Source organism: Curtobacterium sp. 320 (genome assembly GCF_031455235.1).
Lineage (GTDB): Bacteria > Actinomycetota > Actinomycetes > Actinomycetales > Microbacteriaceae > Curtobacterium.
In genome coordinates, this window is record NZ_JAVDSI010000004.1 from 108,273 (window position 1) to 132,089 (window position 23,817).

20 protein-coding genes and 1 tRNA gene are annotated in these 23,817 nt (G+C 71.3%); 4 read left to right on the plus strand and 17 right to left on the minus strand.

The window, feature by feature from the left end; genetic code table 11:
* Positions 1-47: 47 nt before the first annotated feature.
* Together J2X60_RS07365 and uvrB are read right to left on the minus strand one after the other, a co-directional pair.
* A complete protein-coding gene (locus tag J2X60_RS07365) occupies positions 48-992 on the minus strand; it encodes an SDR family NAD(P)-dependent oxidoreductase (RefSeq protein WP_309886956.1) in 945 nt (314 codons plus the stop codon).
* A complete protein-coding gene (gene uvrB / locus J2X60_RS07370) occupies positions 982-3,054 on the minus strand; it encodes an excinuclease ABC subunit UvrB (RefSeq protein WP_070419051.1) in 2,073 nt (690 codons plus the stop codon). The genes J2X60_RS07365 and uvrB overlap by 11 nt, the downstream gene beginning before the upstream one ends.
* Positions 3,055-3,224: 170 nt before the next feature.
* On the opposite strand from uvrB, the gene J2X60_RS07375 reads away from it, so the two are divergent.
* Positions 3,225-4,553, plus strand: a complete 1,329-nt coding sequence (locus J2X60_RS07375) for an MFS transporter (protein ID WP_309779636.1) — start codon at positions 3,225-3,227, stop codon at positions 4,551-4,553.
* 161 nt (positions 4,554-4,714) lie between these two features.
* Here the strand turns inward: J2X60_RS07375 and J2X60_RS07380 are convergent, their stop codons facing one another.
* From J2X60_RS07380 to polA, 7 genes are all read right to left on the minus strand, one after another.
* Positions 4,715-6,046 carry an acyltransferase gene (locus J2X60_RS07380; RefSeq protein WP_309886957.1) on the minus strand — a complete coding sequence of 444 codons (1,332 nt, stop codon included), beginning with the start codon at positions 6,044-6,046 and terminating at the stop codon, positions 4,715-4,717.
* Entirely contained in the window at positions 6,043-7,539 is a 1,497-nt protein-coding gene (locus tag J2X60_RS07385; RefSeq protein ID WP_309886959.1) for an AMP-binding protein, read from the minus strand. The genes J2X60_RS07380 and J2X60_RS07385 overlap by 4 nt, the downstream gene beginning before the upstream one ends.
* Positions 7,540-7,561: 22 nt before the next feature.
* Positions 7,562-8,593 (minus strand): BPSS1187 family protein, encoded by a 1,032-nt coding sequence (locus J2X60_RS07390; RefSeq protein WP_309886960.1) that lies wholly within the window; start codon positions 8,591-8,593, stop codon positions 7,562-7,564.
* Complete coding sequence (coaE, locus tag J2X60_RS07395; RefSeq protein WP_309886961.1) at positions 8,590-9,192, minus strand: dephospho-CoA kinase; 603 nt, start codon at positions 9,190-9,192, stop codon at positions 8,590-8,592. Before coaE ends, J2X60_RS07390 begins: the two co-directional genes overlap by 4 nt.
* A 95-nt stretch (positions 9,193-9,287) precedes the next feature.
* Positions 9,288-10,757: a 30S ribosomal protein S1 gene (gene rpsA, locus J2X60_RS07400; RefSeq protein WP_070416219.1), complete on the minus strand. Its 1,470-nt coding sequence runs from the start codon at positions 10,755-10,757 to the stop codon at positions 9,288-9,290.
* Positions 10,758-10,946: 189 nt separating this feature from the next.
* On the minus strand, positions 10,947-12,626 hold the full coding sequence (locus tag J2X60_RS07405) for a DUF885 domain-containing protein (RefSeq protein WP_070416220.1): 1,680 nt from the start codon (positions 12,624-12,626) through the stop codon (positions 10,947-10,949).
* A gap of 102 nt (positions 12,627-12,728) precedes the next feature.
* The gene (polA, locus tag J2X60_RS07410) at positions 12,729-15,401 is read right to left on the minus strand and encodes a DNA polymerase I (protein ID WP_229084965.1); all 2,673 of its coding nucleotides are present in this window, start codon (positions 15,399-15,401) and stop codon (positions 12,729-12,731) included.
* Between the two features lie 100 nt (positions 15,402-15,501).
* Here polA and J2X60_RS07415 point away from each other — a divergent pair, with 100 nt between their 5' ends.
* Positions 15,502-15,870 carry a PaaI family thioesterase gene (locus tag J2X60_RS07415; protein ID WP_071296366.1) on the plus strand — a complete coding sequence of 123 codons (369 nt, stop codon included), beginning with the start codon at positions 15,502-15,504 and terminating at the stop codon, positions 15,868-15,870.
* A 29-nt stretch (positions 15,871-15,899) separates the two neighbouring features.
* Positions 15,900-16,283: a VOC family protein gene (locus J2X60_RS07420; RefSeq protein WP_309886962.1), complete on the plus strand. Its 384-nt coding sequence runs from the start codon at positions 15,900-15,902 to the stop codon at positions 16,281-16,283.
* Positions 16,284-16,287: 4 nt separating this feature from the next.
* Here J2X60_RS07420 and J2X60_RS07425 read toward each other — a convergent pair whose 3' ends face one another.
* From J2X60_RS07425 to J2X60_RS07445, 5 genes are all read right to left on the minus strand, one after another.
* Entirely contained in the window at positions 16,288-16,758 is a 471-nt protein-coding gene (locus tag J2X60_RS07425; RefSeq protein WP_309886963.1) for a GNAT family N-acetyltransferase, read from the minus strand.
* Positions 16,759-16,802: 44 nt separating this feature from the next.
* Positions 16,803-17,408: an ANTAR domain-containing response regulator gene (locus J2X60_RS07430; RefSeq protein WP_022905562.1), complete on the minus strand. Its 606-nt coding sequence runs from the start codon at positions 17,406-17,408 to the stop codon at positions 16,803-16,805.
* Between the two features lie 99 nt (positions 17,409-17,507).
* Positions 17,508-17,588: transfer RNA gene (locus tag J2X60_RS07435), tRNA-Leu, on the minus strand.
* A gap of 8 nt (positions 17,589-17,596) precedes the next feature.
* A complete protein-coding gene (locus J2X60_RS07440) occupies positions 17,597-19,087 on the minus strand; it encodes a HAMP domain-containing sensor histidine kinase (protein ID WP_309886964.1) in 1,491 nt (496 codons plus the stop codon).
* The gene (locus tag J2X60_RS07445) at positions 19,087-19,770 is read right to left on the minus strand and encodes a response regulator transcription factor (RefSeq protein WP_309886965.1); all 684 of its coding nucleotides are present in this window, start codon (positions 19,768-19,770) and stop codon (positions 19,087-19,089) included. The genes J2X60_RS07440 and J2X60_RS07445 overlap by 1 nt, the downstream gene beginning before the upstream one ends.
* Before the next feature lie 159 nt (positions 19,771-19,929).
* On the opposite strand from J2X60_RS07445, the gene J2X60_RS07450 reads away from it, so the two are divergent.
* The gene (locus tag J2X60_RS07450; RefSeq protein ID WP_309886966.1) at positions 19,930-20,424 is read left to right on the plus strand and encodes a hypothetical protein; all 495 of its coding nucleotides are present in this window, start codon (positions 19,930-19,932) and stop codon (positions 20,422-20,424) included.
* An 86-nt stretch (positions 20,425-20,510) separates the two neighbouring features.
* On the opposite strand, the gene J2X60_RS07455 is transcribed toward J2X60_RS07450, so the two are convergent.
* From J2X60_RS07455 to J2X60_RS07465, 3 genes are read right to left on the minus strand one after another with little or no spacing between them, the layout of a single operon-like run.
* The gene (locus J2X60_RS07455; protein ID WP_309886967.1) at positions 20,511-21,704 is read right to left on the minus strand and encodes a GAF domain-containing protein; all 1,194 of its coding nucleotides are present in this window, start codon (positions 21,702-21,704) and stop codon (positions 20,511-20,513) included.
* 45 nt (positions 21,705-21,749) lie between these two features.
* On the minus strand, positions 21,750-22,217 hold the full coding sequence (locus tag J2X60_RS07460) for a DUF779 domain-containing protein (protein ID WP_309886968.1): 468 nt from the start codon (positions 22,215-22,217) through the stop codon (positions 21,750-21,752).
* Entirely contained in the window at positions 22,217-23,758 is a 1,542-nt protein-coding gene (locus tag J2X60_RS07465) for an aldehyde dehydrogenase family protein (protein ID WP_309886969.1), read from the minus strand. The genes J2X60_RS07460 and J2X60_RS07465 overlap by 1 nt, the downstream gene beginning before the upstream one ends.
* Positions 23,759-23,817 lie beyond the last annotated feature (59 nt).

Below are 23,817 nucleotides of genomic sequence, written 5' to 3' on the forward strand. Positions count from 1 at the left end.
GTCGTCGATTCTACGAAGCGGCACCGACATTCGGCCGCGATGGACGGTCAGACGAGTGCGTCGAGAGCGAACGCGACCCCGGCGGCACGCTCGCTCGCCACCCACAGCCGGGCGGCCTCGGCTCGGTCGTGGGCCCGCGGTTCGGCCCGGACGACCGATGCCGGCCCCCGGAGCTGCACCCAGCCCGACGGCCCCCAGTACTCGCCGGAGCGGACGCCGTCGGCGATCGCCGCGTGCACGAGCGGGTCGGCGCCGGTGTCCTTGCCCTGGGCGTACAGCCGCTGCGCCGGACGGGTCCACGCCGGCTCCGATCGGGACGATGCGACGTCGGGACGCTCGGGTGACAGCAGGTCGAGCGAGAACCCGGGATGCGCGACGACGCTGGAGACCGGTGACCCGGCATCGGCGAGGCGTTCGGCGAGCTCGAAGCCGAAGAGCATGACCGCGAGCTTGCTCCGCCCGTACTGGCGGTAGCTGGAGTAGTGGCTCGCGCCGAGCGGGTCCGCCGGGTCGAGCCGTGCCCACCGGTGTGCGATCGACCCGAGGTGCACCACGCGCCCCGCGCGGCGGTCGAGCAGCGGGAGCGTCAGCGCCGTCCAGGCGAAGTGCCCGAGGTGGTTCGTGCCCACCTGCAGCTCGGTGCCCTGGGCCGTCCGCTGCATCGTGCTCGCGCCCACCACGCCGGCGTTGTTCACGATCGCGTCGACACCCTCCGGCTGCAGCGCCGCGAGCTCGTCGGCGGCTGCCCGCACGCTGTCGAGGTCGGCGAGGTCGAGGTGCACGTGCGCGAGGTCGGCGCCGTCCACGTGGCGACGGATGCTCCGCTCGGCCGCCGCAGCGCGCTCGCGGCTGCGGGTCGCGAGGACGACGCGGTGACCGGCGGCGGCGAGCTGCTCCGCGGCGAAGTACCCGAGGCCAGCACTCGCACCGGTGACGACGACCGTGCGACGAGACCCGTCGCGCGCGGCGCGCGCGCCGGCGTCAGCTGACATGGCCCGCCGACTCCATCTGGCGCAGCGCCTTCTTGAGGTCCTGCACCTCGTCGCGGAGCCGTGCGGCGAGTTCGAACTTCAGCTCGGCCGCCGCCTGCAGCATCTGCTCGTTGAGGTCGCCGATGGTCGCTTCGAGCTGCATCGCCCCCTCGCCCGCGATCCCGCCGCGCTTGAGGTTCGGCGTCGGCGAGCGTCGGCCGTCCGCTCCGGGGCGACCTTCGAGCAGCGCCTTCGTGTCGTCGTTCTCACGCGCCAGGATCTCGGTGATGTCGGCGATCTTCTTGCGCAGGGGCTGCGGGTCGATGCCGCGCTCGGTGTTGTAGGCCACCTGCTTCTCGCGGCGACGGTCGGTCTCCTCGATCGCCGTCTTCATCGAGTCGGTCATCTTGTCGGCGTACATCAGCACCTGGCCCGAGACGTTGCGGGCGGCACGACCGATCGTCTGGATGAGCGACGTCGACGAGCGGAGGAAGCCTTCCTTGTCGGCGTCGAGGATCGCCACGAGGGAGACCTCGGGCAGGTCGAGCCCCTCGCGCAGGAGGTTGATGCCGACGAGCACGTCGTAGACGCCCTGGCGCAGTTCGGTCAGCAGCTCGACGCGCTTGAGGGTGTCGACGTCGGAGTGCAGGTACCGGACCCGGACGCCGGCGTTGCCGAGGAAGTCGGTGAGTTCCTCGGCCATGCGCTTGGTCAGCGTCGTGACGAGGACGCGCTCGTCCTTCTCGACGCGCTGGTTGATCTCCTCGAGCAGGTCGTCGATCTGGCCGTCACTCGGCTTCACGACGATCTCGGGGTCGACCAGGCCCGTCGGGCGGATGATCTGCTCGACGACGCTGTCGGTCACGCCGAGCTCGTACCGGCCCGGGGTCGCCGACAGGTAGACCTTCTGGCCGGAGCGCTCGAGGAACTCCTCCCAGGTGAGCGGTCGGTTGTCGAGGGCGCTCGGCAGGCGGAACCCGTGCTCGACCAGCGTGCGCTTGCGGGAGGCGTCCCCTTCGTACATCGCGCCGATCTGGGGCACGGTGACGTGCGACTCGTCGATCACGATGAGGAGGTCGTCCGGGAAGAAGTCGAGCAGGCAGTGCGGTGGTTCCCCCGCGGCACGGCCGTCCATGTGGCGCGAGTAGTTCTCGATGCCGGAGCAGAAGCCGATCTGCTCCATCATCTCGATGTCGAACGTGGTGCGCATCCGGAGCCGCTGGGCCTCGAGCAGCTTGCCCTGGCCCTCGAGCTCGGCCAGGCGCTCGGCGAGTTCGTCCTTGATCGTGGCGATCGCCCGGTGCATGACCTCGGTGTCGGCGACGTAGTGCGACGCCGGGAAGATCGACACGGCGGGCATGTCCTCGATCACGTTGCCGGTGAGCGGGTGCAGGTACGACAGGGCCTCGACCTCGTCGCCGAACATCTCGATGCGGATCGCGTGCTCTTCGTACATCGGGATGATCTCGAGCGTGTCGCCGCGGACCCGGAAGGTCCCTCGTGCGAAGTCGACGTCGTTCCGCTGGTACTGCATCGCGACGAACTTGCGGACGAGCTGGTCGCGGGAGATCGTCTGGCCGACGTGCAGCGCGACCGAGGCGTTCATGTACTGCTCCGGCGTCCCCAGGCCGTAGATGCAGGACACCGTCGAGACCACCACGACGTCGCGCCGGCTGAGCAGCGAGTTCGTCGTCGAGTGCCGGAGCCGCTCGACCTCGGCGTTGACCGAGGAGTCCTTCTCGATGAAGGTGTCCGTCTGCGGGACGTACGCCTCGGGCTGGTAGTAGTCGTAGTACGAGACGAAGTACTCGACGGCGTTGTTCGGCAGCAGGCTCCGGAACTCGTTCGCGAGCTGGGCCGCCAGGGTCTTGTTGTGCGCGAGCACGAGCGTCGGCCGCTGCACCTGCTCGATGAGCCACGCGGTCGTCGCCGACTTGCCCGTACCGGTCGCACCGAGCAGCACGACGTCGGTCTCACCGGCGTTGATGCGACCGGCCAGTTCGGCGATCGCCGCGGGCTGGTCGCCGCTCGGCGAGTACTCGCTGATGACCTCGAACGGGCGGACCGCGCGCGTGGGCTCGATTGACACTGCCATACCGACAACGGTAGTCGGCACCCCTGACACCGGAGCCGTCTGCTCGCCCTCGGCGTATCGTCCACGCCAAGCACGCTCCGAGACCGCTGATAGGGACCCGGCATAGCCTCCGATCCGTTCAGCAACCCGACTCGCTCTCACTCCCCGAAGAGGCCCCCATGACGACGGCGACCCCCGCCGCACCGACGAAGGGCACCCCGTTCCGCGGACGCATCCGCGGACGAGTGCTCATCCTGCTGTGCTGCATGTACGCGATCTCGTACATCGACCGCACCAACATCTCCACGGCGCTCCCCCACATCACCGAGGACTTCGGCTTCAACGAGACGACCGCCGGGCTCATCGTCTCCGCCTTCGCACTCCCCTACGCCCTGCTGCAGGTCTTCGGCGGCACGATCGCCGAGAAGTTCGGTCCCCGGAAGGCCCTGTTCGTCATCACCGTGATCTGGGGTGTCGCCACCCTCTGGACCGGGTTCTCGGTCGGCTTCTGGACGCTCTTCGCCGCCCGCGCGCTCCTCGGCCTGAGCGAGGCGGCCGCGTTCCCCGCCGCGACCCAGGCGATGAGCCGCTGGATCCCCCGCGACCGCAACGGCTTCGCACAGGGCGTCGTGCACTCCGCGGCGCGCCTCGGCAACGCCCTCGCGCCGCTCCTCGTCGCCTGGGTCATCGGTGCGACCGGCAGCTGGCGGTGGGCGTTCTTCGCGACGGCCGTCCTGTCCATCGCCTGGGCGATCGTCTGGTTCGTCTGGTTCCGCGACAAGCCCGAGGACACCACCGGCATCCAGCAGGTCGAGCTCGACGAGCTGCCGCCGGTCGAGACCCGCGCCACCCGGCCGCCCGTCCCGTGGCGCACGCTGGCCCGGCAGATCTCCCCGGTGACCTTCGTCGACTTCGGGTACGGCTGGGTGCTCTGGGTGTTCCTCACCTGGATCCCGACGTTCCTCAGCGACACCTACGGCCTGCCGATCAGCCAGTTCGCCCTCTTCACCACGCTCGTGCTCCTCGCGGGCGTCATCGGCGACACCGTCGGCGGGATGCTCAGCGACCGGATCATCCACCGCGGCGGGGACAGCCGGAACGCCCGGAGGATCGTCCTCGTCATCGGCCTCGGCGGCTCCCTCGTCTGCCTCGTCCCCCTCGTGATCGGGCAGGGCCTGGTCGTCGCGACGATCTCGCTCGCCCTCTCGTTCTTCTTCCTGGAACTCTGCAACGCCAACCTCTGGGCAATCCCGATGGACGTCGCCCCGCAGTGGTCCGGCACCGCGTCGGGGTTCATGAACACCGGCTTCGGCATCGCCGGCGTTATCTCGCCGATCGTGTTCGGCGCGCTGATCGACGCCTCCGGCTGGCAGCTGCCCTTCGCCCTCTCCTGCGTGCTGCTCGCCGCCGCGGCCGTGGTCGCGTGGTTCATGAAGCCGAAGCGGCTCACGATGACGGACGGCGTCCTCGAGATCGGCGTCCCGAAGGCCGAGCAGCACGCCGGCTGATCCGCGTCGCGACGACCGCTGCACGCTGCGGACGGGAGGCCCGGTGCCAGGCCGACCCGCGCCTCCCGTCCGGCACTGCGCACGACGCGAGGCGCGCTGCCGGCCCGACCCGCGCCTCCAGTCCCCGCGCGATGCGGGCGACGCCCCATCGGCGGACGCGCTCAGCGCGTCGACCGCGGTCCGACGTCGTCCGTCTCCCCCACGAGCGCATCGTCCGGTTCGACCGGCTCGACCGGCTCGACCCGCGGTTCCGGGGCGACCACCGGCACGGCACCAGCACCCGCACCCCGAGCAGCCGCCTCCCGCTTCCGCGCCCGCGCCGCCCGCTGCCCACGTGACGACAACGACGGCCGCCCCGTGAGCGGCACGCTCAACGGCGTCCACCGGAACAGCTCCGTCACGGCCACCGACAGCACGAGCACGAGCACGTAGGTGACCAGCGTGAGCCAGGGCTTCGGGACGACGCGCTCGAGCCAGCTGTCGCCGTAGAGCAGGATCCAGATCGCGAACGGGTGGCTGAGGAAGATGCCGAACGACCGGTCCGAGCCGTGGTCGACGACGCGGGCGAGCGCGCTCCCGGGCCGGCGCCGATCCGCCCAGCGCGCACCGATCGCCAGGAACCCGACGAACACGGCGCTGCTCCAGAGCACCTGGACCGGCTGCAGGGGCGTGCCGGCGGCGTAGAGCGACTGCCCGAGACCGACCTGCAGCCACCACACGCCGAGGGTGAGCGCGCCGGCGCCCGCGAAGCCCCAGAGGACGGCGCGGCGGTGCACCCGGATGAACCGGAGGAAGGCGTCCGCGTGGTCGGCGGCGATCGCGCCGGAGACGATGAAGAACACGTACGAGAAGAAGAACTGCTTCTGGTAGCCGTGCATCCACGCGTCGCTGGCGGGGAAGTACTTGTACCCGGCGAAGACCACGAGCTGGAACACGAACGTCACGGCGAGGACCGCGACGTGGTGGCCGCGCGTCCTCCGGACCAGCCACGCGATGACCGGCAGGAGCAGGTACACCTGCATCGTCACGAGCAGGAAGTAGAGGTGGTACCAGGAGACGCCGGTGACGATTCCCTCGGCGTACGTGCGCACGAGGTCGGGCACGTCGCCCCGGCGGGTGGCGCTGAGGAGCCAGGACGACGCCACGTAGACGAAGGACCACGCCAGGTAGGGCACGCCGACGAGCAGGAAGCGCTTCGGCCAGAACTGGGCCATCGGCCGCGGTCGGAGCGTGTAGCTGTAGACGAGCACGAAGGCGGTCAGCGAGAAGAAGACCAGGCGGGTGAAGTGGAGCAGGCCGAGCAGGGCGTTCAGCGGGACGTCGTCGGCGGCGACCGTGTGACTCGTGGTGTGGACGCCGATGACGCAGGCGAAGGTCAGGATGCGGAGGACGTCGACCTCGTAGAGGTGCCGCGGCTTCCCCTCGGCGGTGGGGGTCGGCGTCTGCACCCGACGGTCGGCAGCGTCGGCGGTGGGCGTGGCGGCGTCGGTCACGGGTGTTCGGCCATCGTCCGCACCTTCGCCCGCTGCACCTTGCCGGTCGGCGCGCGCGGCAGGTCGGGCACGACGACGATCTCGACCGGACGGCGGAACCGTGTGAGGTGCGCCTCGGCCCGCGCGGTGAGGTCGGCGACCAGGGCCTCGGCGTCCACGGCCTCGTCCGGCTGCGGGATCACGTAGGCGATCGGCACCGCGCCGAGGACCTCGTGCGGCCGCCCGACGACCACGGCCTCGAGCACGCGGTCGTCGCCGAGCAGCACGTCCTCCACCTCGGAGGGGTACACCTTCTCGCCGCCCCGGTTGATGACGTCGTCCGAGCGACCGGCGAGCGACACCCAGCCGTCCGCCGAGACCGATCCGACGTCGCCCGTGCGCAACCAGCCGTCCGCGTCGAACCGTTCGGCTGCGCGACCGAAGAGGTAACGGTCGACGATGCCCTCGCCGCGGATCCAGAGGGCCCCGACCTCGTCGGCGGGCAGCACCGTGCCGTCCTCGCCCCGGACCTGCACCTCGGACCCGACCGGCACGCCGACGGTCCCGACGCGTGCGGGAGCACCGAGCGGCGTGGCGGTGATCTGCGACGCCCCCTCGGTCATCCCCCAGCTGACGACGAGCGGGACGTCGCCGAGCGCCTGCCGCACCGGATCGGGCAGCGGAGCGGAGGCGCTGCGGACGAACCGGAGGCCCTCGGGGAAGTCGGGCGGACCGGTCTTCGCGAGGACCGCGAGGATCGCCGGGACCGCGTTCAGCCAGGTGATCCGGCGCTCGGCGAGCAGCTCCCAGAAGCCGGTGCGACGGAACCGTCGGTCGAGCACGAGGGTCCCGCCGGCCACGAGGGTCGCCAGCAACCCGACGACCTCGGCGTTCACGTGGAAGAGCGGGAGGGAGTTGAACCCGCGGTCCTCCGGCGTGAGGCGGTTGTGCTGCGCCACGGCCCGGGCCACGAACAGCAGCTGCGACTCGGGCAGCTCGACGCCCTTCGGGGTGCCGGTGGAGCCGGAGGTGAAGAGCACGACGGACCCCTCGCCCGGTGCGTCCGGGTTCTCCGACGGCAGGTCGCCGTCGCGGACGGCTGCCGGGAGGAACGTGGCCGCGTCGATCCCGCTCGCCGGCACCCCGGGGACGGTCGCGTCCACGGCGCGGTCCGACACCACGAGCGAGGCACCGCCGATCAGGTCGGCGAGACGGCCGGGTTCCGAGGTCGGCTGTCCGGTGTCGACGGGGATCGCCCGCCGACCGGTCGCGAGGGCGGCGAGGTGCACGACCGCGAACGAGAGCGGGTCGGCGAGGTCGACCAGGACCGCCCCGGACGGCGCGACCCCGATCGCGTCGAAGGTCGAGGACCACGCGGACACCGCGTCCTCGAGCGCGCGGTAGGTCAGGACGCGGTCACTGCGTGCGTCCTCGAGGTAGCTGCGCTCCCCGTCCTGCGCCGCGCGGGCACGGATGGTCGAGCGCAGGTCGGGTCCTTCGCCTGCTTGCTGCACGGACTCAGAGTATTGCGGGATCCTATGACGGGTCCGATGAGAACCGGTGGAGCAGCCACTGCCACAGCGCCTCCATCCGCGGGAGCCCGTCGCGGCCGATCGGGGTCGTGTCCTTGATCGTGCGGGAGTGCGACTCGGCCGGCGACCCGACCGCGATGTCGGTGAGGATCGCGTGCGGGTCCTCGTCGGGTCCGGGCGGCGCGGTGTCGGTCCGGAACGGCCCGTCGGGACCGTCGAGCCCGAGCACCTTCCAGGAGCCGCGGATCCGGGGGCCGAAGACGTCGCGCACGTCGTCGATCGCGTACATCCGGGCGACCGGTGTCCGCCCCGGGCGGTCCATCCAGGCCGCGTGCTCGCTGCCCAACGACTCCACGGGCGAGGAGAACATCAGCGCGCCCCGCACCGGCCGGATGTGCGCGATGTACGCCGCCTCGCCGCCTCCCTGCGAGTGTCCGGCCACCACGATGTCCTGCCAGGCGATGTCCGAGTCGCCCTGGACGAACCGTCCCCACCCGCCGTCCGGGTCGTGGTCGTCGAGGTAGGCGATCGCGTCGCGGAACCGCGAGACGATCGAGCCGGCCGGCTGCACCGAGCTGAACCGTGACGGCCGGGTGCCGTCGAACCGGTTCCGCTGCACCTGCCCGTAGCAGTGCGGATCCGCCTCGCACGTCCCCGACAGCGTCTTGCCGAGGTTCCAGTAGTCGAGGCCGAGCACGTGGTACCCGTCGCGCAGTGCCGCGGACAGGAACAGCTGGTAGTCGGCGGGCCGGGCGCGGGTCGCCGGCAGGAACAGCAGCAGCGGGCCGCCGGAGTCGGTGCGTGCCGCGAAGTCGTCACGGTTCGGCTCGAGCCGCTGCCCGTTGATCGTGCCGAGCCGGAAGCGGTGGAACTCCCCCACCGGACCGTGCTCGTCGCCGCGCGGTCGGTCGGCTGCGGACACCCGGCCGTGCTCCGCGACCCGATCGCCACCGAGGACGTTCGCCGCGACGAGCGACGCGGCGCCGATCGCCACGAGGAGGACGGCCGCGAGGACCAGGAGCACCCGGTGCTTCATCGGCCGATGCGCTCCCAGACCTCGTCGGCGGATCGGATCGTGTCGGCGAGGGTGCCGGTGGCGTCCACCACGTGGTCGGCCAGCGCCAGGCGGTCGGCATCGCTCGCCTGTGCGGCGACGCGGCGCTCGGCCTCGTCGCGGGGCATGCCGCGGTGCTCCACCAGTCGCGCGATCCGCTGGGCAGCGGGAGCATCGACGACCACGACCGCGTCGAACCGCAGCGGCCGGCTCCCCCGGGCCTCGGCGAGGAGCGGCACGTCGTAGACCACGACGGCGTCCGGGTCCGCTGCCTCGGCTGCGTCGAACGCCGCCTGGGCGAGACGCCAGACCTCGGGGTGGGTGATCCCCTCGAGGTCCTTCCGCGCCGCGGCGTCGGCGAACACGATCGCGCCGAGTGCCGGCCGGTCGAGCGAACCGTCGGGTGCGATGACGCCGGGGCCGAACCGCTCGGCGACCTGCGCCAGGCCCGGGCTGCCGGGAGCGACGGCGTCGCGCGCCAGCCGGTCGGCGTCCACCACGACCGCACCGTGCTCGGCCCAACGGCCGGAGACGGTGGACTTGCCCGCGGCGATGCCGCCCGTGAGACCGATGATGCGCACACCGACAGGCTACCGACCCGCCACCTCCGGAACGGCCGGAAGCCCGGCACCCCTTCTCAGGGATGCCGGGCTTCCGGTACGGCTGCGCCGCTCGATCAGTTGGTCGAGCTGAGCTTCTCGCGGAGCGCTGCGAGCGAAGCGTCGTCGGCCAGGGTGCCCTGACCGTTCGACTCGGTCGCGAACGTCGAGGACGACGACGACGAAGCGGTCGCCGGGAGGTCGAAGCCACCCTGCGCCTCGTCGGCGATGGTCTTCGCGACCTGCGCCTTGTGGGCTTCCCAACGCGACTGGGCGGCAGCGTACTGACGCTCCCACTCCTCGCGCTGGGTGTCGAAGCCCTCGAGCCACTCGTTCGTCTCCGGGTCGAAGCCGTCCGGGTACTTGTAGTCGCCCTTGTCGTCGTACTCGGTCGGCATGCCGTAGAGCGCCGGGTCGAACTCGGAGCCTTCCGGGTCCACGCCCTCGTTCGCCTGCTTGAGGCTGAGCGAGATGCGACGACGGTCGAGGTCGATGTCGATGATCTTGACGAAGACCTCGTCGTTGACCGAGACGACCTGCTCGGCGAGCTCGACGTGCTTGTTCGAGAGCTCCGAGATGTGCACGAGGCCCTCGATGCCGTCGGCAACGCGGACGAAGGCACCGAACGGCACGAGCTTCGTGACCTTGCCCGGTGCGATCTGGCCGATCGCGTGGGTGCGGGCGAAGACCTGCCACGGGTCTTCCTGCGTGGCCTTGAGCGAGAGCGACACGCGCTCGCGGTCCAGGTCCACCTCGAGGATCTCGACGGTGACTTCCTGACCGACCTCGACGACCTCGCTGGCGTGCTCGATGTGCTTCCAGCTGAGCTCGGAGACGTGGACGAGACCGTCGACGCCGCCGAGGTCGACGAACGCACCGAAGTTGACGATCGACGACACGATGCCCTTGCGGACCTGGCCCTTGTGGAGGTTGTTGAGGAACGTGGTCCGGGACTCGGACTGCGTCTGCTCGAGCAGCGCGCGGCGCGAGAGGACGACGTTGTTCCGGTTCTTGTCGAGCTCGAGGATCTTCGCCTCGAGCTCCTGACCGAGGTACGGCGTGAGGTCGCGGACGCGACGCAGCTCGATGAGCGACGCCGGGAGGAAGCCGCGGAGGCCGATGTCGACGATCAGACCGCCCTTGACGACCTCGATGACCGTACCGGTCACGACGCCGTCGGACTCCTTGATCTTCTCGACGTCGCCCCAGGCGCGCTCGTACTGCGCACGCTTCTTCGACAGGATGAGGCGACCTTCCTTGTCCTCCTTCTGGAGAACCAGGGCCTCGACCTCGTCGCCGACCTCGACGACCTCGTTGGGGTCGACGTCGTGCTTGATGGAGAGTTCGCGCGAGGGGATGACACCCTCGGTCTTGTAACCGACGTCGAGGAGGACCTCGTCGCGGTCGATCTTCACGACGGTGCCGGAGATGAGGTCTCCGTCGTTGAAGAACTTCAGGGTCTTCTCGACCTCGGCCAGGAAGTCATCAGCCGAGCCGATGTCGTTGATGGCGACCTGCTTGGGAGCCTTGGTCGTGGTGGTTGTCATGTAGAGATTGCTCCGAACGGACATGAGTCGGGCCGAGACGGCGAGGGAGCGACCCCCTGGTCCGAACCGGATGCCGGTTCGAGCCGTCCTGGCGATGTGTTTGGTGAGCGCGGATTGCGCCGCACAAGTCTAACCGCAGCGAGCGAGCACCCACAACCGGGCGTGTCGGATCGTGTCGGCCCCGATCGATCAGCCGAGCAGGGCGCTGCGGAGCGTGTCCAGACCGATGCTGCCGAGCGCGAGGGCCCGGTGGTGGAACGCCTTGAGGTCGAACGACGCACCCTCGCGGGCGGCCACCTCGTCGCGGATCGACTCCCAGACGCGCTGACCGACCTTGTACGACGGTGCCTGCCCGGGCCAGCCGAAGTAGCGCGCCACCTCGAACTGCACGAACTCGTCGGACATGTTCACGTTCTGGCGCATGAAGTCGAGGGCGTACTCCCACGTCCAGGCGCCACCGTCCGGGTTCGTCTTCTGCAGGTGGACGCCGATGTCGAGCACCACCCGGGCCGCACGCATGCGCTGCCCGTCGAGCATGCCGAGCCGGTCCCCGTCGTCGTCGAGGAAGCCGAGCTGCTCCATGAGGCGCTCGGCGTAGAGCGCCCAGCCCTCGACGTGCCCCGAGGACCCGGACAGCTGCCGACGCCAGGTGTTCAGCTCGCCGCGGTTGTAGACGCCCTGGCTGATCTGGAGGTGGTGACCGGGGACGCCCTCGTGGTAGACCGTCGTCTTCTCGCGCCAGGTACCGAACTCGGTGACGCCCTGCGGCACGGACCACCACATGCGGCCGGCGCGCGAGAAGTCGTCGGACGGGCCGGTGTAGTAGATCCCGCCCTCTTGTGTGGGGGCGATCCGGCACTCGAGGCGCTTGATCGGGTCGGCGATGTCGAAGTACTTGCCGTCCATCGCCCGGATCGACTCGTCGCTCGTCTCCTGCATCCACCGCTGCAGGGCGTCGGTGCCGTGCAGCACCCGCGCCGGGTCGGCGTCGAGGACCTCGATAGCCCGGGCGACGCTCGCACCGGACTCGATGCGGTCGGCGATGCGCTCCTGCTCGTCACGCATCCGCGCGAGTTCCTCGATCCCCCACCGGTACGTCTCGTCGAGGTCGACGACCGCACCGAGGAAGCGCCGGGAGTGCAGCTCGTACGCCTCGCGCCCGACGGCGTCGACCGGCGTCGCGAGCGGCATCAGCTCGTGCTCGAGGAACTGCCCGAACGACCGGTACGCAGCAGCGGCGACCTCGGCCCCGCGGGCGAGCTCGGCCCGCAGCGGCTCGGGCACCGGACCGCCGTCGTCGAACGCGGCGCCGTCGACCAGCTGCCGGAAGACGCCGTCCGCCGCACCGGTGCGGGTGGCCTGCTCGGCGATGAGCGCGACCTGGCGACGGGCGGGCGTGACGTCCTCGCGCGTGCCCTCGAGCAGGGTCTCGCGGATGCCCTCGATCGCGTCGGGGAGCGCGTGCAGCCGACTCGCGATGTCCTGCCAGTCGGACTCGGTCGCGGTCGGCATGAGGTCGAGGACGTCGCGCACGGACTGCGCCGGGCTGGCGATGACGTTGAGGTCGCGGAGGTGGAGCTTGCGGTCGAAGGACTCCTGGACGAGGTCGAGCTCGGCGCCGAGGTCGGTCTTCGTCACCTCGTCGACGGCGTCCACCGCGTCGGCGGCGTCCAGCGCACGCTTCGCGGCGCGCGCCGCGTCCGCCATGGCCGCCGCACCGGCGGGCGACGTGTCGCCGTACTCCCCCGTGCGCCCCGGGACACCGATGTACGTGGCGACGGTCGGGTCGAGGTCGACGAGGGTGGACACCCAGTCCTCGGCGACGCGGTCGACGGCGGAGGGCTGGCGGACGGGACGGTCATCGGTCATGCTCACGACCCTATCCACGACCGCTCACGACGCGGAACCTGCGGGACGGGAGGCGCGGTGCGGGCCGGCACCGTCCCTCCGCGTCCGGCAGGCGGTCGCGCCTCAGTGCGCAGCGGCTTCCCAGTTCGGGCCGACGCCCACGGACACGTCCAGCGGGACGGTCAGCTCGGCCGCGCCGCCCATGCGGGTCCGGAGGATCTCCTCGACCCGCTCCTGCTCGCCGGGCGCGACCTCGAGGATGAGCTCGTCGTGCACCTGCAGCAGCAGGTGCGACGCGAGCCCGCCGTCGCGGAGGTCGGCGGCGACGCCGAGCATCGCGATCTTCATGATGTCGGCCGCCGAGCCCTGGATCGGCGCGTTCAGCGCCGCGCGCTCGGCGTTCTCGCGGAGGACGCGGTTCGGGCTCTTCAGGTCGGGGAACGGGCGACGGCGACCGAAGATGGTCTCGGTGTAGCCGTCCTCGCGCGCCTGCTCGACGACACCGCGCAGGTAGTCGCGCACCGCGCCGAACCGGGCGAAGTACTCGTTCATGAGGGTGCGCGCCTCGGACTGCTCGATGCGGAGCTGCTTCGACAGGCCGAACGGGCTGAGGCCGTAGGCGAGGCCGTACGACATCGCCTTGACCTTCGTGCGCATCTCGGGCGTGACGTCGGCCGGCTCGACCGAGAACACCCGGGCGCCGACGAACCGGTGCAGGTCCTCGCCCTCGTTGAAGGCCTGGATGAGACCCGGGTCACCGGACAGGTGCGCCATGATGCGCATCTCGATCTGCGAGTAGTCGGCCGTGATGAGCGTCGTGTAGGGCTCGGCGACGGCGAACGCCGACCGGACCCGGCGCCCCACCGCGGTCTTCACCGGGATGTTCTGCAGGTTCGGGTCGGTCGACGAGATGCGGCCGGTGCTGCTGCCGGTCTGCTCGTACCGGGTGTGGATGCGTCCGTCGACGATCGCGGCGTCGAGCGTGTCCACGATCTGCCGGAGCTTCGTGGCGTCGCGGTGCTGGAGCAGCAGGCCGAGGAACGGGTGCGGGTGCTGTTCCTGCAGGTCGGCGAGGCTCGCGGCGTCGGTCGAGAACCCGGTCTTCGTCTTGCGGGTCTTCGGCATCGCGAGCTCGGTGAAGAGGACCTCTTGCAGCTGCTTCGGCGACCCGAGGTTCACCTCGTGCCCGATCTCGGCGAAGGCCTGCTGCGCGAGTTCGGCCGCGCGCTCCCCCAGGTCGTGCGACAGCCCGGTGAGCACCGGACGGTCGATCGCGACACCCGTGGTCTCCATGCCGGCGAGGACCGGGACGAGCGGGAGCTCGATGTCGTCGAGGACGGTGAGCGAGGACTCGTCGAGACGCGCACGCAGTGCGGTGGTGACCCGGAGCACGAACCACGCGTGCACGCCGACGTTCACCGGGTCGGTCTCGGGGACGAGCTGGTTCGGGTCGGCCGTGGGGAGCTCCTCGCCGAGTTCCTGGTAGACGAGGTCGGCGAGGGGCTGCCCCTGCTTGCCCGGCTGCGCGAGCCACCCCGTCAGGCGGGCGTCGCCGGCGATGCCGTTCACCTCGAAGCCGACCGTGGCGAGTGCCTTGATCGCGGTCTTGGCGTCGTGGAAGTGCTTCGGGGCGTCGGAGGCGAACCACGCCGACAGCTGCTCGTAGTCCTTCGCGCCGCTGCCGCCCGGGACGAGGACGGCGTCGTCGTGCGTGGCGATGCCGATCGCGCTGAGGCGTCCGTCGATGACCTCGACCGCGACGCCGTAGCCGTTCGCCGCCTCGGCCGCGTTGCGGCGCTCGAGCCAGTAGCCGAGTTCCTCGTCGATGAGGGTCTTGACCGCGGGCGGCGTCGGCGCACCGCTGTCGACCGAGCCCTCGACCGCGCTGGACTCCGACGGCTCGCCGGAGCCCGCGACCTTGAACACGCGGTCGAGCAGCGTGCGGAACTGCAGCTTCGCGAAGAGCTCGCGCACCGCGGCCTCGTCGAGGGGACGGAGTGCGACGTCAGCCGGCCCGACGGGCAGTTCCACGTCGTTCACGAGCCGGTTGAGCTTCCGGTTGCGGATCGCCCGGTCCTTCTGCTCGCGCAGGTTGTTGCCGACGACGCCCTTGATCTCGTCGGCGTGCTCGAGGACACCGTCGAGGGAGCCGTACGCCGTGATCCACTTCACCGCGGTCTTCTCGCCGACCTTGTCGATGCCGATGAGGTTGTCGCTGGTCTCGCCGACGAGCGCCGCGATGTCGGGGTACTGGTGCGGCTCGATGCCGTACCGCTCGTACACCTTGTCGCGGTCGTACCGGGTGAGCTCGGAGACGCCACGGACCGACGGGTACAGCAGCGTGACGTCGTCGTTCACGAGCTGGATCGAGTCGCGGTCGCCGGACACCACGTAGACCTGGTAGCCCTGTTCGGAGCCCTGGCGGGCGAAGGTGGCGAGGATGTCGTCGGCCTCGTAGTCCTCCTTCGTGACGGTGGTGATGCCCATCGCCTCGAGCGCCTGCTGGAGGAGCGGGATCTGGCCCTTGAACTCGGCCGGGGTCTCGGAGCGGGTGCCCTTGTAGTCCTCGTACTCACGCGTGCGGAACGAGAAGCGCGAGATGTCGAACGCGACCGCGAGGTGGGTCGGCTTCTCGCGCTGGAGGAGCATCAGCAGCATCGAGATGAAGCCGTGGATGGCGTTCGTGTGCTGCCCGTCGCGGTTCACGAAACTGTCGACCGGCAGCGCGTAGAAGGCCCGGAAGGCGAGCGAGTGGCCGTCGATGACCATGAGGGTAGGCTTTGCGGAGTCCGACACCCGGACAGCCTACCGACGCCATCCGACACGGGAGTCCGCCAGCGTGACCGATCGAGCTGCCACCACCGGGACCGTCGACGAGCGCCTCGCCGACCGTGGGATGGGCGAGCTCGCCGAGAAGATGGGCATGGTCATCACGGAGCTCACGGCCGAGCGCGCGGTGGGCACCATCCCGGTCGAGGGCAACCGTCAGCCCGTCGGACTCCTGCACGGCGGCGCCTACGTCGTCCTGGCCGAGAGCCTCGGGTCGATGGCCGCGAACGTGCACGCCGGTCCCGGCCGGTACGCGGTCGGCATCGAGCTGAACGCCTCGCACTCCCGGAGCGCCACGAGCGGCCTGGTCACCGGTACCTGCACGGCACTGCACCTGGGTAACACGCTCACCACGCACGAGATCGTCCTCACCGACGACCAGGGGCGGCGCTGCTCCACCGTGCGCATCACCAACATGATCCGCGAAGCCCGCTGACCCCGGCGGGCGTCACGAAGGAGTGACCCGTGCCCGCCACCGACTGGAGGATCGAACTGATCCTCGTCCCCGTCAGCGACGTCGACCGATCCCGCGAGTTCTACGAACGGATCGGCTTCTCGATCGACCACGACCAGCGCGTCTCCGACGAGCTCCGCTTCGTGCAGGCCACCCCGCCCGGGTCCGCCTGCTCCATCGCGTTCGGCGAGGGCATCATGTCCCCGGACGTCGCCCCCGGTTCGCTCAAGTCGATCCAGGTCGTCGTCCCGGACGCCGACGAGGCACTCGCGCACCTGCAGGGGCTCGGCGTCGATGCGATCGGCGTGGACGAGATGGCGTGGGGACGGTTCGTCTTCTTCACCGACCCCGACCGGAACGCGTGGACGCTGCAGCAGCTCCCGGCGCGCGGATGACGGGTCAGTCCTCGGGCGGGCGCTGCAGCAGCAGTCGGGCGTCGCCGAACCCGAGGCGGCGGTAGAGCGTCTCGCCCTCGACGCTCGAGTGCACCGACGTCCGCTCCGCACCGAGCTCGTCGGCGACGTCGAGCAACGCGGTCACGAGGCGCTTCGCGACGCCGGCGCCCCGCAGGTCGGGGTGGACGTAGACGGTCTGCACGTCCGCGGTCAGCCGTCGTCCGGGTCGGTCCGGCGTCGGGGGCCGTGCGACGAGCCCGAGCCACGCCATGCCGAGCACCCGGCCGTCGCGTTCAGCCACGACGCAGCGGTGCGAGTCGGGGTGGGCGGCGGCGAACGCCGACATCGCCTCGCGGTACTCGTCCGGCGTCACGCCCGGCGTCGCACCGCCTTCGTCGACGCTCCACCGCCATCGCAGGTCGGCCACCGCCGGCATGTCGTCGGGCCTGGAGGCACGGATCACCACGTCGTCCATGGCTCCACCCTGCCAGGTGGTCGGCCTGGTGCGCGCCCGGGTCGCTACTTCTTGGCGCTGAGCTGCTCGATGATCGCCTTGGCGACGTCGTGCATGGTCAGGCGGCGGTCCATCGAGGCCTTCTGGATCCAGCGGAACGCCTCGGGCTCGGTGAGGCCCATCTTCTCGTTGAGCAGGCCCTTGGCACGGTCGACGAGCTTGCGGGTCTCGAAGCGCTCGACGAGGTCGGCGACCTCGGCCTCGAGCGTGATGATCTGCTGGTGCCGCGAGAGGGCGATCTCGATCGCGGGCAGGAGGTCGTTCGGCGTGAACGGCTTCACGACGTAGGCGAGGGCGCCGGCCTCGGTCGCACGCTCGACGAGGTCCTTCTGGCTGAACGCCGTGAGGAGGACCACGGGGGCGATGTGGTTCTTCGAGAGCTTCTCGGCGGCGGAGATGCCGTCGAGCTGCGGCATCTTGACGTCCATCACGACGAGGTCGGGACGGAGGTCGGTCGCGAGCTGCACGGCGGTCTCGCCGTCACCCGCTTCGCCGACGACGTCGAACCCGTTGTCGCGGAGGATCTCGACGATGTCGAGGCGGATGAGCGACTCGTCCTCGGCGACGACGACGCGACGGGGTGCTGTTGCAGTTGCTTCTGTGTCACTCACACCCAGAAGCCTACTAGACGTCGGAAGTCGCAGTTGCGCAGTTGTACGAGTGGCGGGACTGCGGTACCGGGACTGTCCCGCACGCCGTGAGCTGCGTTGTACGAGTGGCGGGACTCGAACCCGCACGCCGTGAAGCAGAGCATTTTGAGTGCCCCGTGTCTACCATTCCACCACACTCGCGTAGGGCATCAGGCTAGCAGGACGCCCGCTCGCGGACGTGCACCGGCCGGCACCGTCGCACTCGCGGGCAGGCGCACGTCGAACACCGCGCCGCCCAGTTCTCCGTCGGCCCCGTGCGCGAGCGAACCGCCGTGCGCGACGGCGATCCCGCGCGCGATCGGCAGCCCGAGGCCGGCGCCGCCGGAGCGGGTGTCCCGAGCGTCCTCGAGCCGGACGAGTCGGTCGAACACGCGCTCGCGGTCGGCTGCCGGGATCCCGGGGCCGTCGTCCTCGACACGGAGTCGGGCCTCCTCCGGTCCCGCGTTGAGGCGGAGCCGGACCGTGCCGGTGCCCCCGGTGGCCCTCGCGGCGTTGTCGACCAGGTTGCTGAGCACCTGGGCGAGCCGGTCCGGGTCCACGTCGGCGTCGACCGGGTGCTCGGGGACCTCGACGCGCAGCTCCACGCCGGGCAACCGGATGCGGAGCCGCTCGGCCTCGGTGTCGAGCCAGTCGACGAGGTCCGTCCGGCGCCGGTCGAGGGCGATCCCCCGGTCCAGCCGCGCCATCGTCAGCATGTCGTCGACGAGCCGAGCCGCCCGGTCGGCCTGCCGCACGACGTGCACCGCGAGCAGCTCGTTCGTCTCCGGATCGTCCGGGCCGTTGCGCACGAGGGTGTCCGCCGCGGCCCGGACACCGGCGACCGGGGTCCGCAACTCGTGGGCGGCGTCCGACAGGAACGCGCGGACACGTTCCTCGGCGGCGACGGCCTGCGCCTCCGCACCCTCGACCGCGTCGAGCATCTCGTCGAGGGCGAGCGCCACCCGGCCGATCTCCGTGTCGGTGCGGGACGGCCGGAGTCGGCGTCCGCGGTCGCCCGCGGTGATGGACCGGGCCGCGGCGGTCATCTCGTCGAGCGGGCGCAGCGAGCGTCGGACGACGAGCACGACACCCACGACGGCGACGCCGAGGAAGGCGGCGGACGCGCCGCCCATCACCCAGCCGAGCTGCGCCAGGGTCTCCTGCACGTCGCGCGTGCCGGCGGTCAGCGTGATGCGGGTGCCGTCCTCGAGGTCCGAGCGGAGGGTCAGCACGCCGTCGTCCTCGTGCACCGACGACGACGTGATGGTCGCCCCGGCACTGTCGGACGAGCCGGTGGTCGACGGAGCCGCTGAGGACCGGGCCGCCGGTCCGGGCAGGCCCGTCGGGTCGGGTGGCCCCTTCCGCAACTGCTCGGGGCTGGGGCCGGCCTCGACCGCGGCGCCGTCGGGTTCGACGATCCGCACCGAGAGCCCCTGCGCCGACAACCGGTCGGCGAGGTCGCTCGCGTCGAGCACCCCGACGAGCGCGGCCGCGGCGGACGCCCGGTCACGCAGGCGGTCCTCGACCTGCGCGGTCAGTCGGGCGCCGAGGACGGCCTCGACCGCGACGACGAGGGCCGTCAGCAGGACCGCGAGGAGCACCAGGATCGCGACCACGGTTCGCAGCCGCAGCGAGGTCGTCCGCAGGCGTCCGTCGCGCATCACGCCGCACCCCGGTCCACCGCGAGCCGGTACCCGAGGCCCCGGACGGTGTGCACGAGCCGCGGCCCGTGCGCCTCCATCTTCCGCCGCAGTGCACTGAGGTGCACCTCGACCAGGTTGGGTGCGATGTCCTCGTAGCCCCAGACCTGGGTCGTGATCTGCCCCTTCGACACCGTCCGTCCGCGGCTCTCGGCGAGGAACCGGAGGAGTCGGAACTCGGTCGCGGTCAGGTCGAGCAGCACGCCGGCGCGGCGGACCGTGGAGCCGTCGGGGTCGAGCACGAGGTCGCCCACCTCGATCACGGACGGCACCCGTCCTCGGCGCCGGAGCACCGCCGTCACCCGGGCGACGAGTTCGGCCATCGCGAACGGCTTCACGACGTAGTCGTCCGCACCCTCGGCGAACCCGCGCAGTCGGTCGTCGAGCTCGTCCCGCGCGGTGGTCATCACGACGGCGGCGTCCGACCGGGCCCGGACGCGGGCGGCGAGCAGGATGCCGCTCGGCCCGGGGAGCATCCAGTCGAGCAGGACGAGGTCCGGGGCGGTGCGGTCGAGGTCGGCGGCGATGGAACGGCCGTCCGCGACCTCGGCGACGGAGAACCCCTCGGCGCGGAGGGTCGTCACGACGGCGGTGCGGAGGGAGTCGTCGTCCTCGACGACCAGGATGCGGGCGGGTGCGGTCACGGCGGACACCGTAGGTCGGCTCCGCCAGCACGGATCATGGAACGGCCTGGAGAAACCCTGTGCGCCACGAATGCTTCAGTCCTGCTTCAGATTCGAACCCGAGCGTCGTCCTCGTCGGCGGACCGACCCGGTCGACCGACGGACGAACAGGAGAACACCATGGAGAACGAACAGGGCACGAAGCGTCGCCGGACCCTCCGCGCGGTCGGGATCGGATCCGCAGCGGCGGCCGTGCTGGTCCTCGGCGGGATCGGGGTGAGCGCAGCAGTGGCCGCCCCCGCCACACCGAGCGCATCGGCGACCGGAGCACCCTCCGGCGCACCGACCGGCGCGCCCACGGACGGACCCGCCGCCGGGCCCGCCGGGAAGGGCGACACCGGCACCGCCCCGGGCTGCATCGCCGGGCCGCTCGCCGACGGGAAGGCGCCCACCCCGCCGAAGGACGGGAAGGCACCCAAGCCCCCGAAGGACGGCACGGCACCCACCCCGCCGAAGGACGGAACGGCACCGAAGCCGACGAAGGACGGAACGGCACCGAAGCCGACGAAGGACGGGAAGGTTCCGACCCCGCCGAAGGACGGCGAGGCACCGACCCCGCCGGCCGCACCCGACGCGGACGCGACCTCGACACCGGAGCCGACGACCGGGTCCTGACCACCCCGCACCCGCCGCGGGAGGCGCGCGTCGTCGGCCGACGGACCGACGTGTGCCGTGCCTCCCGAGCCGGCGGAGCCGTCCGCTCAGGGACGCTCGATCGCCTCGATCGCCTCGATCGCCTCGATCGCCGCCACCACGCCCGCCCGCCGCGGCGACCGACGCGGCAACGCCGCGAGCAGCGCCCGCAGCACCTGCTCGTCCGCCGCGCCGTCGGCGGTGCGTGCCCACGCCTGCAGCGCGTCCACCCCGCCGTCCTGGAGGAGCGACTCACGGAACCGGGACCGGACGCGGTCACGCAGGTCGTCGACCCCGGGCGACGCGGACCCCGGCAGGACCGGTCCGGTGTATCGATCGACGGCCTGGAGGCGCGCCCCGCGGTCGAGCGCGGTCAGGACCGTCTCGACGTCGGTCCGGATCCCCTCCAGGCGGTACGGCCTGGACGTCAGGCGCGCGTCGAGCGCGTGGTCGGCGAGGACACGGCGGAGCCGCACCACTTCGGCCCGCAGCGTCTGGACGGCGCGCGGGTCGCCGTAGACGGCGACCGCGAGGTCCGCGGCGGCCAGCCCCTGCGGGTTCGCGGCGAGCACCGCGAGGATCTCCGAGTGCCGCTCGGACAACGCGACCGACCGCGATCCGACGTGCAGCGTCGCGGTGTCGGACCCGAGCAGGGTGAGCTCGGCGGACGGGGCCGCAGCCGGACGGCGTGCGGTCCGGGCCGAGAGCGCCGCCAGTGCGAGTTCGGCCTCGGCCGCCGCGGCCGTCGCCGTCAGGAGCGGCAGCGTGTGGCGTTCGACGGCGCGGTCGTCGCCCGTGATGTCGAGCGCGCCGACCACCGTGCCCGCGGCGTCGCGGAGCGGGACCGCCGTGCAGGAGAACCCCTTCACGGCCGTCGCGTAGTGCTCCTCCGCATGGATCTGCACGGCGCGTCCGAGCCGGAGCGCGGTCCCCGGAGCACTCGTCCCGGCGCGTTCCTCCGCCCAGTCGGCACCGGGGACGAACCCCATGCCCTCCGCGGCGCGCCGGGCGGACCGTGCGCCGTCCACCCAGACGAGCCGACCCGATGCGTCCGCGAGGGCGACGACGCACCCCGCCGACCGGACGTCGTCGAGCAGCAGTCGTCGGACGACCGGCAGCGCGGTGCCGAGCGGACCGGCACGGCGGAGGGCGTCGAGTTCGTCCTCGCCGATCGAGGGCGTCGGCACGGTCTCGGGGTCGACGCGGGCGGAGCGACGCCAGGACGCGGCGACGAGCGGGCGGAGACCGGACGGTTCGCGCATGCGCCCTCCTGTCCGGTCCCCGTCGCGTCGTCGCGAGCGGTGCGGTCAGCCTACGTCCGGCACCCCGCTCGGGCCAGGGCCGGCGCTGAGCAGGCCGAGATCCGCGAGCTCGGCGTCGTCCAGCATCCGGGAGCGGGTGAGGAACCGCTTGCCCTCCGGCACCTCGAGGGAGAAGCCCGCGCCACGACCGTCCACGACGTCGATCGTGAGGTGGGTGTACTTCCAGTACTCGAACTGCGACCGCGACATGTACACCTCGACGGGCGCGATGCCGTCGACCTCGAGCGCGCCGAGGAGCACGTCGCCCGAGCCGGTCATGAACATGCCGACGGGGTAGCACATCGGGCTGGAGCCGTCGCAGCACCCGCCGGACTGGTGGAACATGAGCGGGCCGTGCCGGGCGGCGAGGGAGCGCAGGAGCTCCCCCGCCGCCGGCGTCACCGCCACGCGGGCGGTGGCGGGCCGGAGAGTCGGCTCGCTGTGGGTCGCGGGCCGGTCGTCGGTGTCGGGCATCAGAAGAAGCCCATCGGGCCCTCGGCGTAGGACACCAGCAGGTTCTTCGTCTGCTGGTAGTGCTCCAGCATCATCTTGTGGTTCTCCCGTCCGATGCCGGACTGCTTGTAGCCGCCGAACGCCGCTCCGGCCGGGTACTGGTGGTAGGTGTTCTCCCACACGCGCCCGGCCTGGATGTCACGGCCGGCGCGGTAGAGCGTGGTGGCCTCGCGGCTCCACACCCCGGCGCCGAGGCCGTACAGCGTGTCGTTGGCGATCGAGATCGCGTCGTCGTAGCCGCTGAAGCTCGTCAGCGCGAGGACCGGGCCGAAGATCTCCTCCTGGAAGATCCGCATCGAGTTGTCCCCCTCGAACACCGTCGGCGTGACGTAGTACCCGCCGGACAGCTCCCCGCCGAGGTCCGCCCGCTCGCCGCCGGTGAGGAGCTTCGCGCCCTCCTGCTTCCCGATGTCGATGTAGCTCAGGATCTTCTCGAGCTGGTCGTTCGACGCCTGCGCGCCGATCATCGTCGACAGGTCGAGCGGGTGCCCCTGCTTGACGGCGCGCACCCGGTCGAGGCCGTCCGCGACGAAGCCGTCGTAGATCTCTCTCGCCACGAGTGCCCGCGACGGGCAGGTGCAGACCTCGCCCTGGTTGAGGTTGAAGAACGCGAAGCCCTCGAGTGCCTTGTCGTAGAAGGCGTCCTGCTGCTGGGCGACGTCGGCGAAGAAGACGTTCGGGCTCTTGCCGCCGAGTTCGAGCGTCACGGGGATGAGGTTCTGCGACGCGTACTGCATGATGAGCCGGCCCGTGGTCGTCTCCCCCGTGAAGGCGACCTTGCGGATGTCCGGGTGCTGCGCGAGCGGTGCACCGACCTCGATGCCGAAGCCGTTCACGACGTTGAGGACACCGGCCGGGAGCAGGTCCCCGATCAGGTCGATGAGCACGTGGATGGACGCCGGCGTCTGCTCGGCCGGCTTCAGGACGACGCAGTTGCCCGCCGCCAGTGCCGGAGCGAGCTTCCACACCGCCATCAGGATGGGGAAGTTCCACGGGATGATCTGCCCGACGACGCCGAGCGGTTCGTGGAAGTGGTAGGCCACGGTGTCGTGGTCGATCTCCCCCGTCGAGCCCTCCTGCGCGCGGATCGCCCCGGCGAAGTAGCGGAAGTGGTCGATCGCCAGCGGGATGTCCGCGCCGATGGTCTCGCGGATGGGCTTGCCGTTCTCCCATGTCTCCGCGACCGCCAGGGCCTCGAGGTTCTGCTCCATCCGGTCCGCGATCGTGTTGAGGATGCCGGCGCGTTCGGCGACGCTCGTCCGACCCCAGGCCGGGAACGCCTTCCACGCGGCCTCGACCGCACGGTCGACGTCGGTGGAGTCGCCGCGGGCGATCTCGGTGAACACCTTGCCGGTGACGGGGGTGGGGTTCTCGAAGTACTGTCCCCCGGCCGGCGGGACGTACGCGCCGCCGATGTAGTGGTCGTACCGGGGGCGGTACGAGACGAGGGACCCCTCCTCGCCGGGTGCGGCGTAGGTGGATGGTGACGGTGCGATGGTCATGGTGGACACCTTTCGACGACTCTGTCGGGGCGCTGGGTCCGCGCCTGCCCGAACGCTAC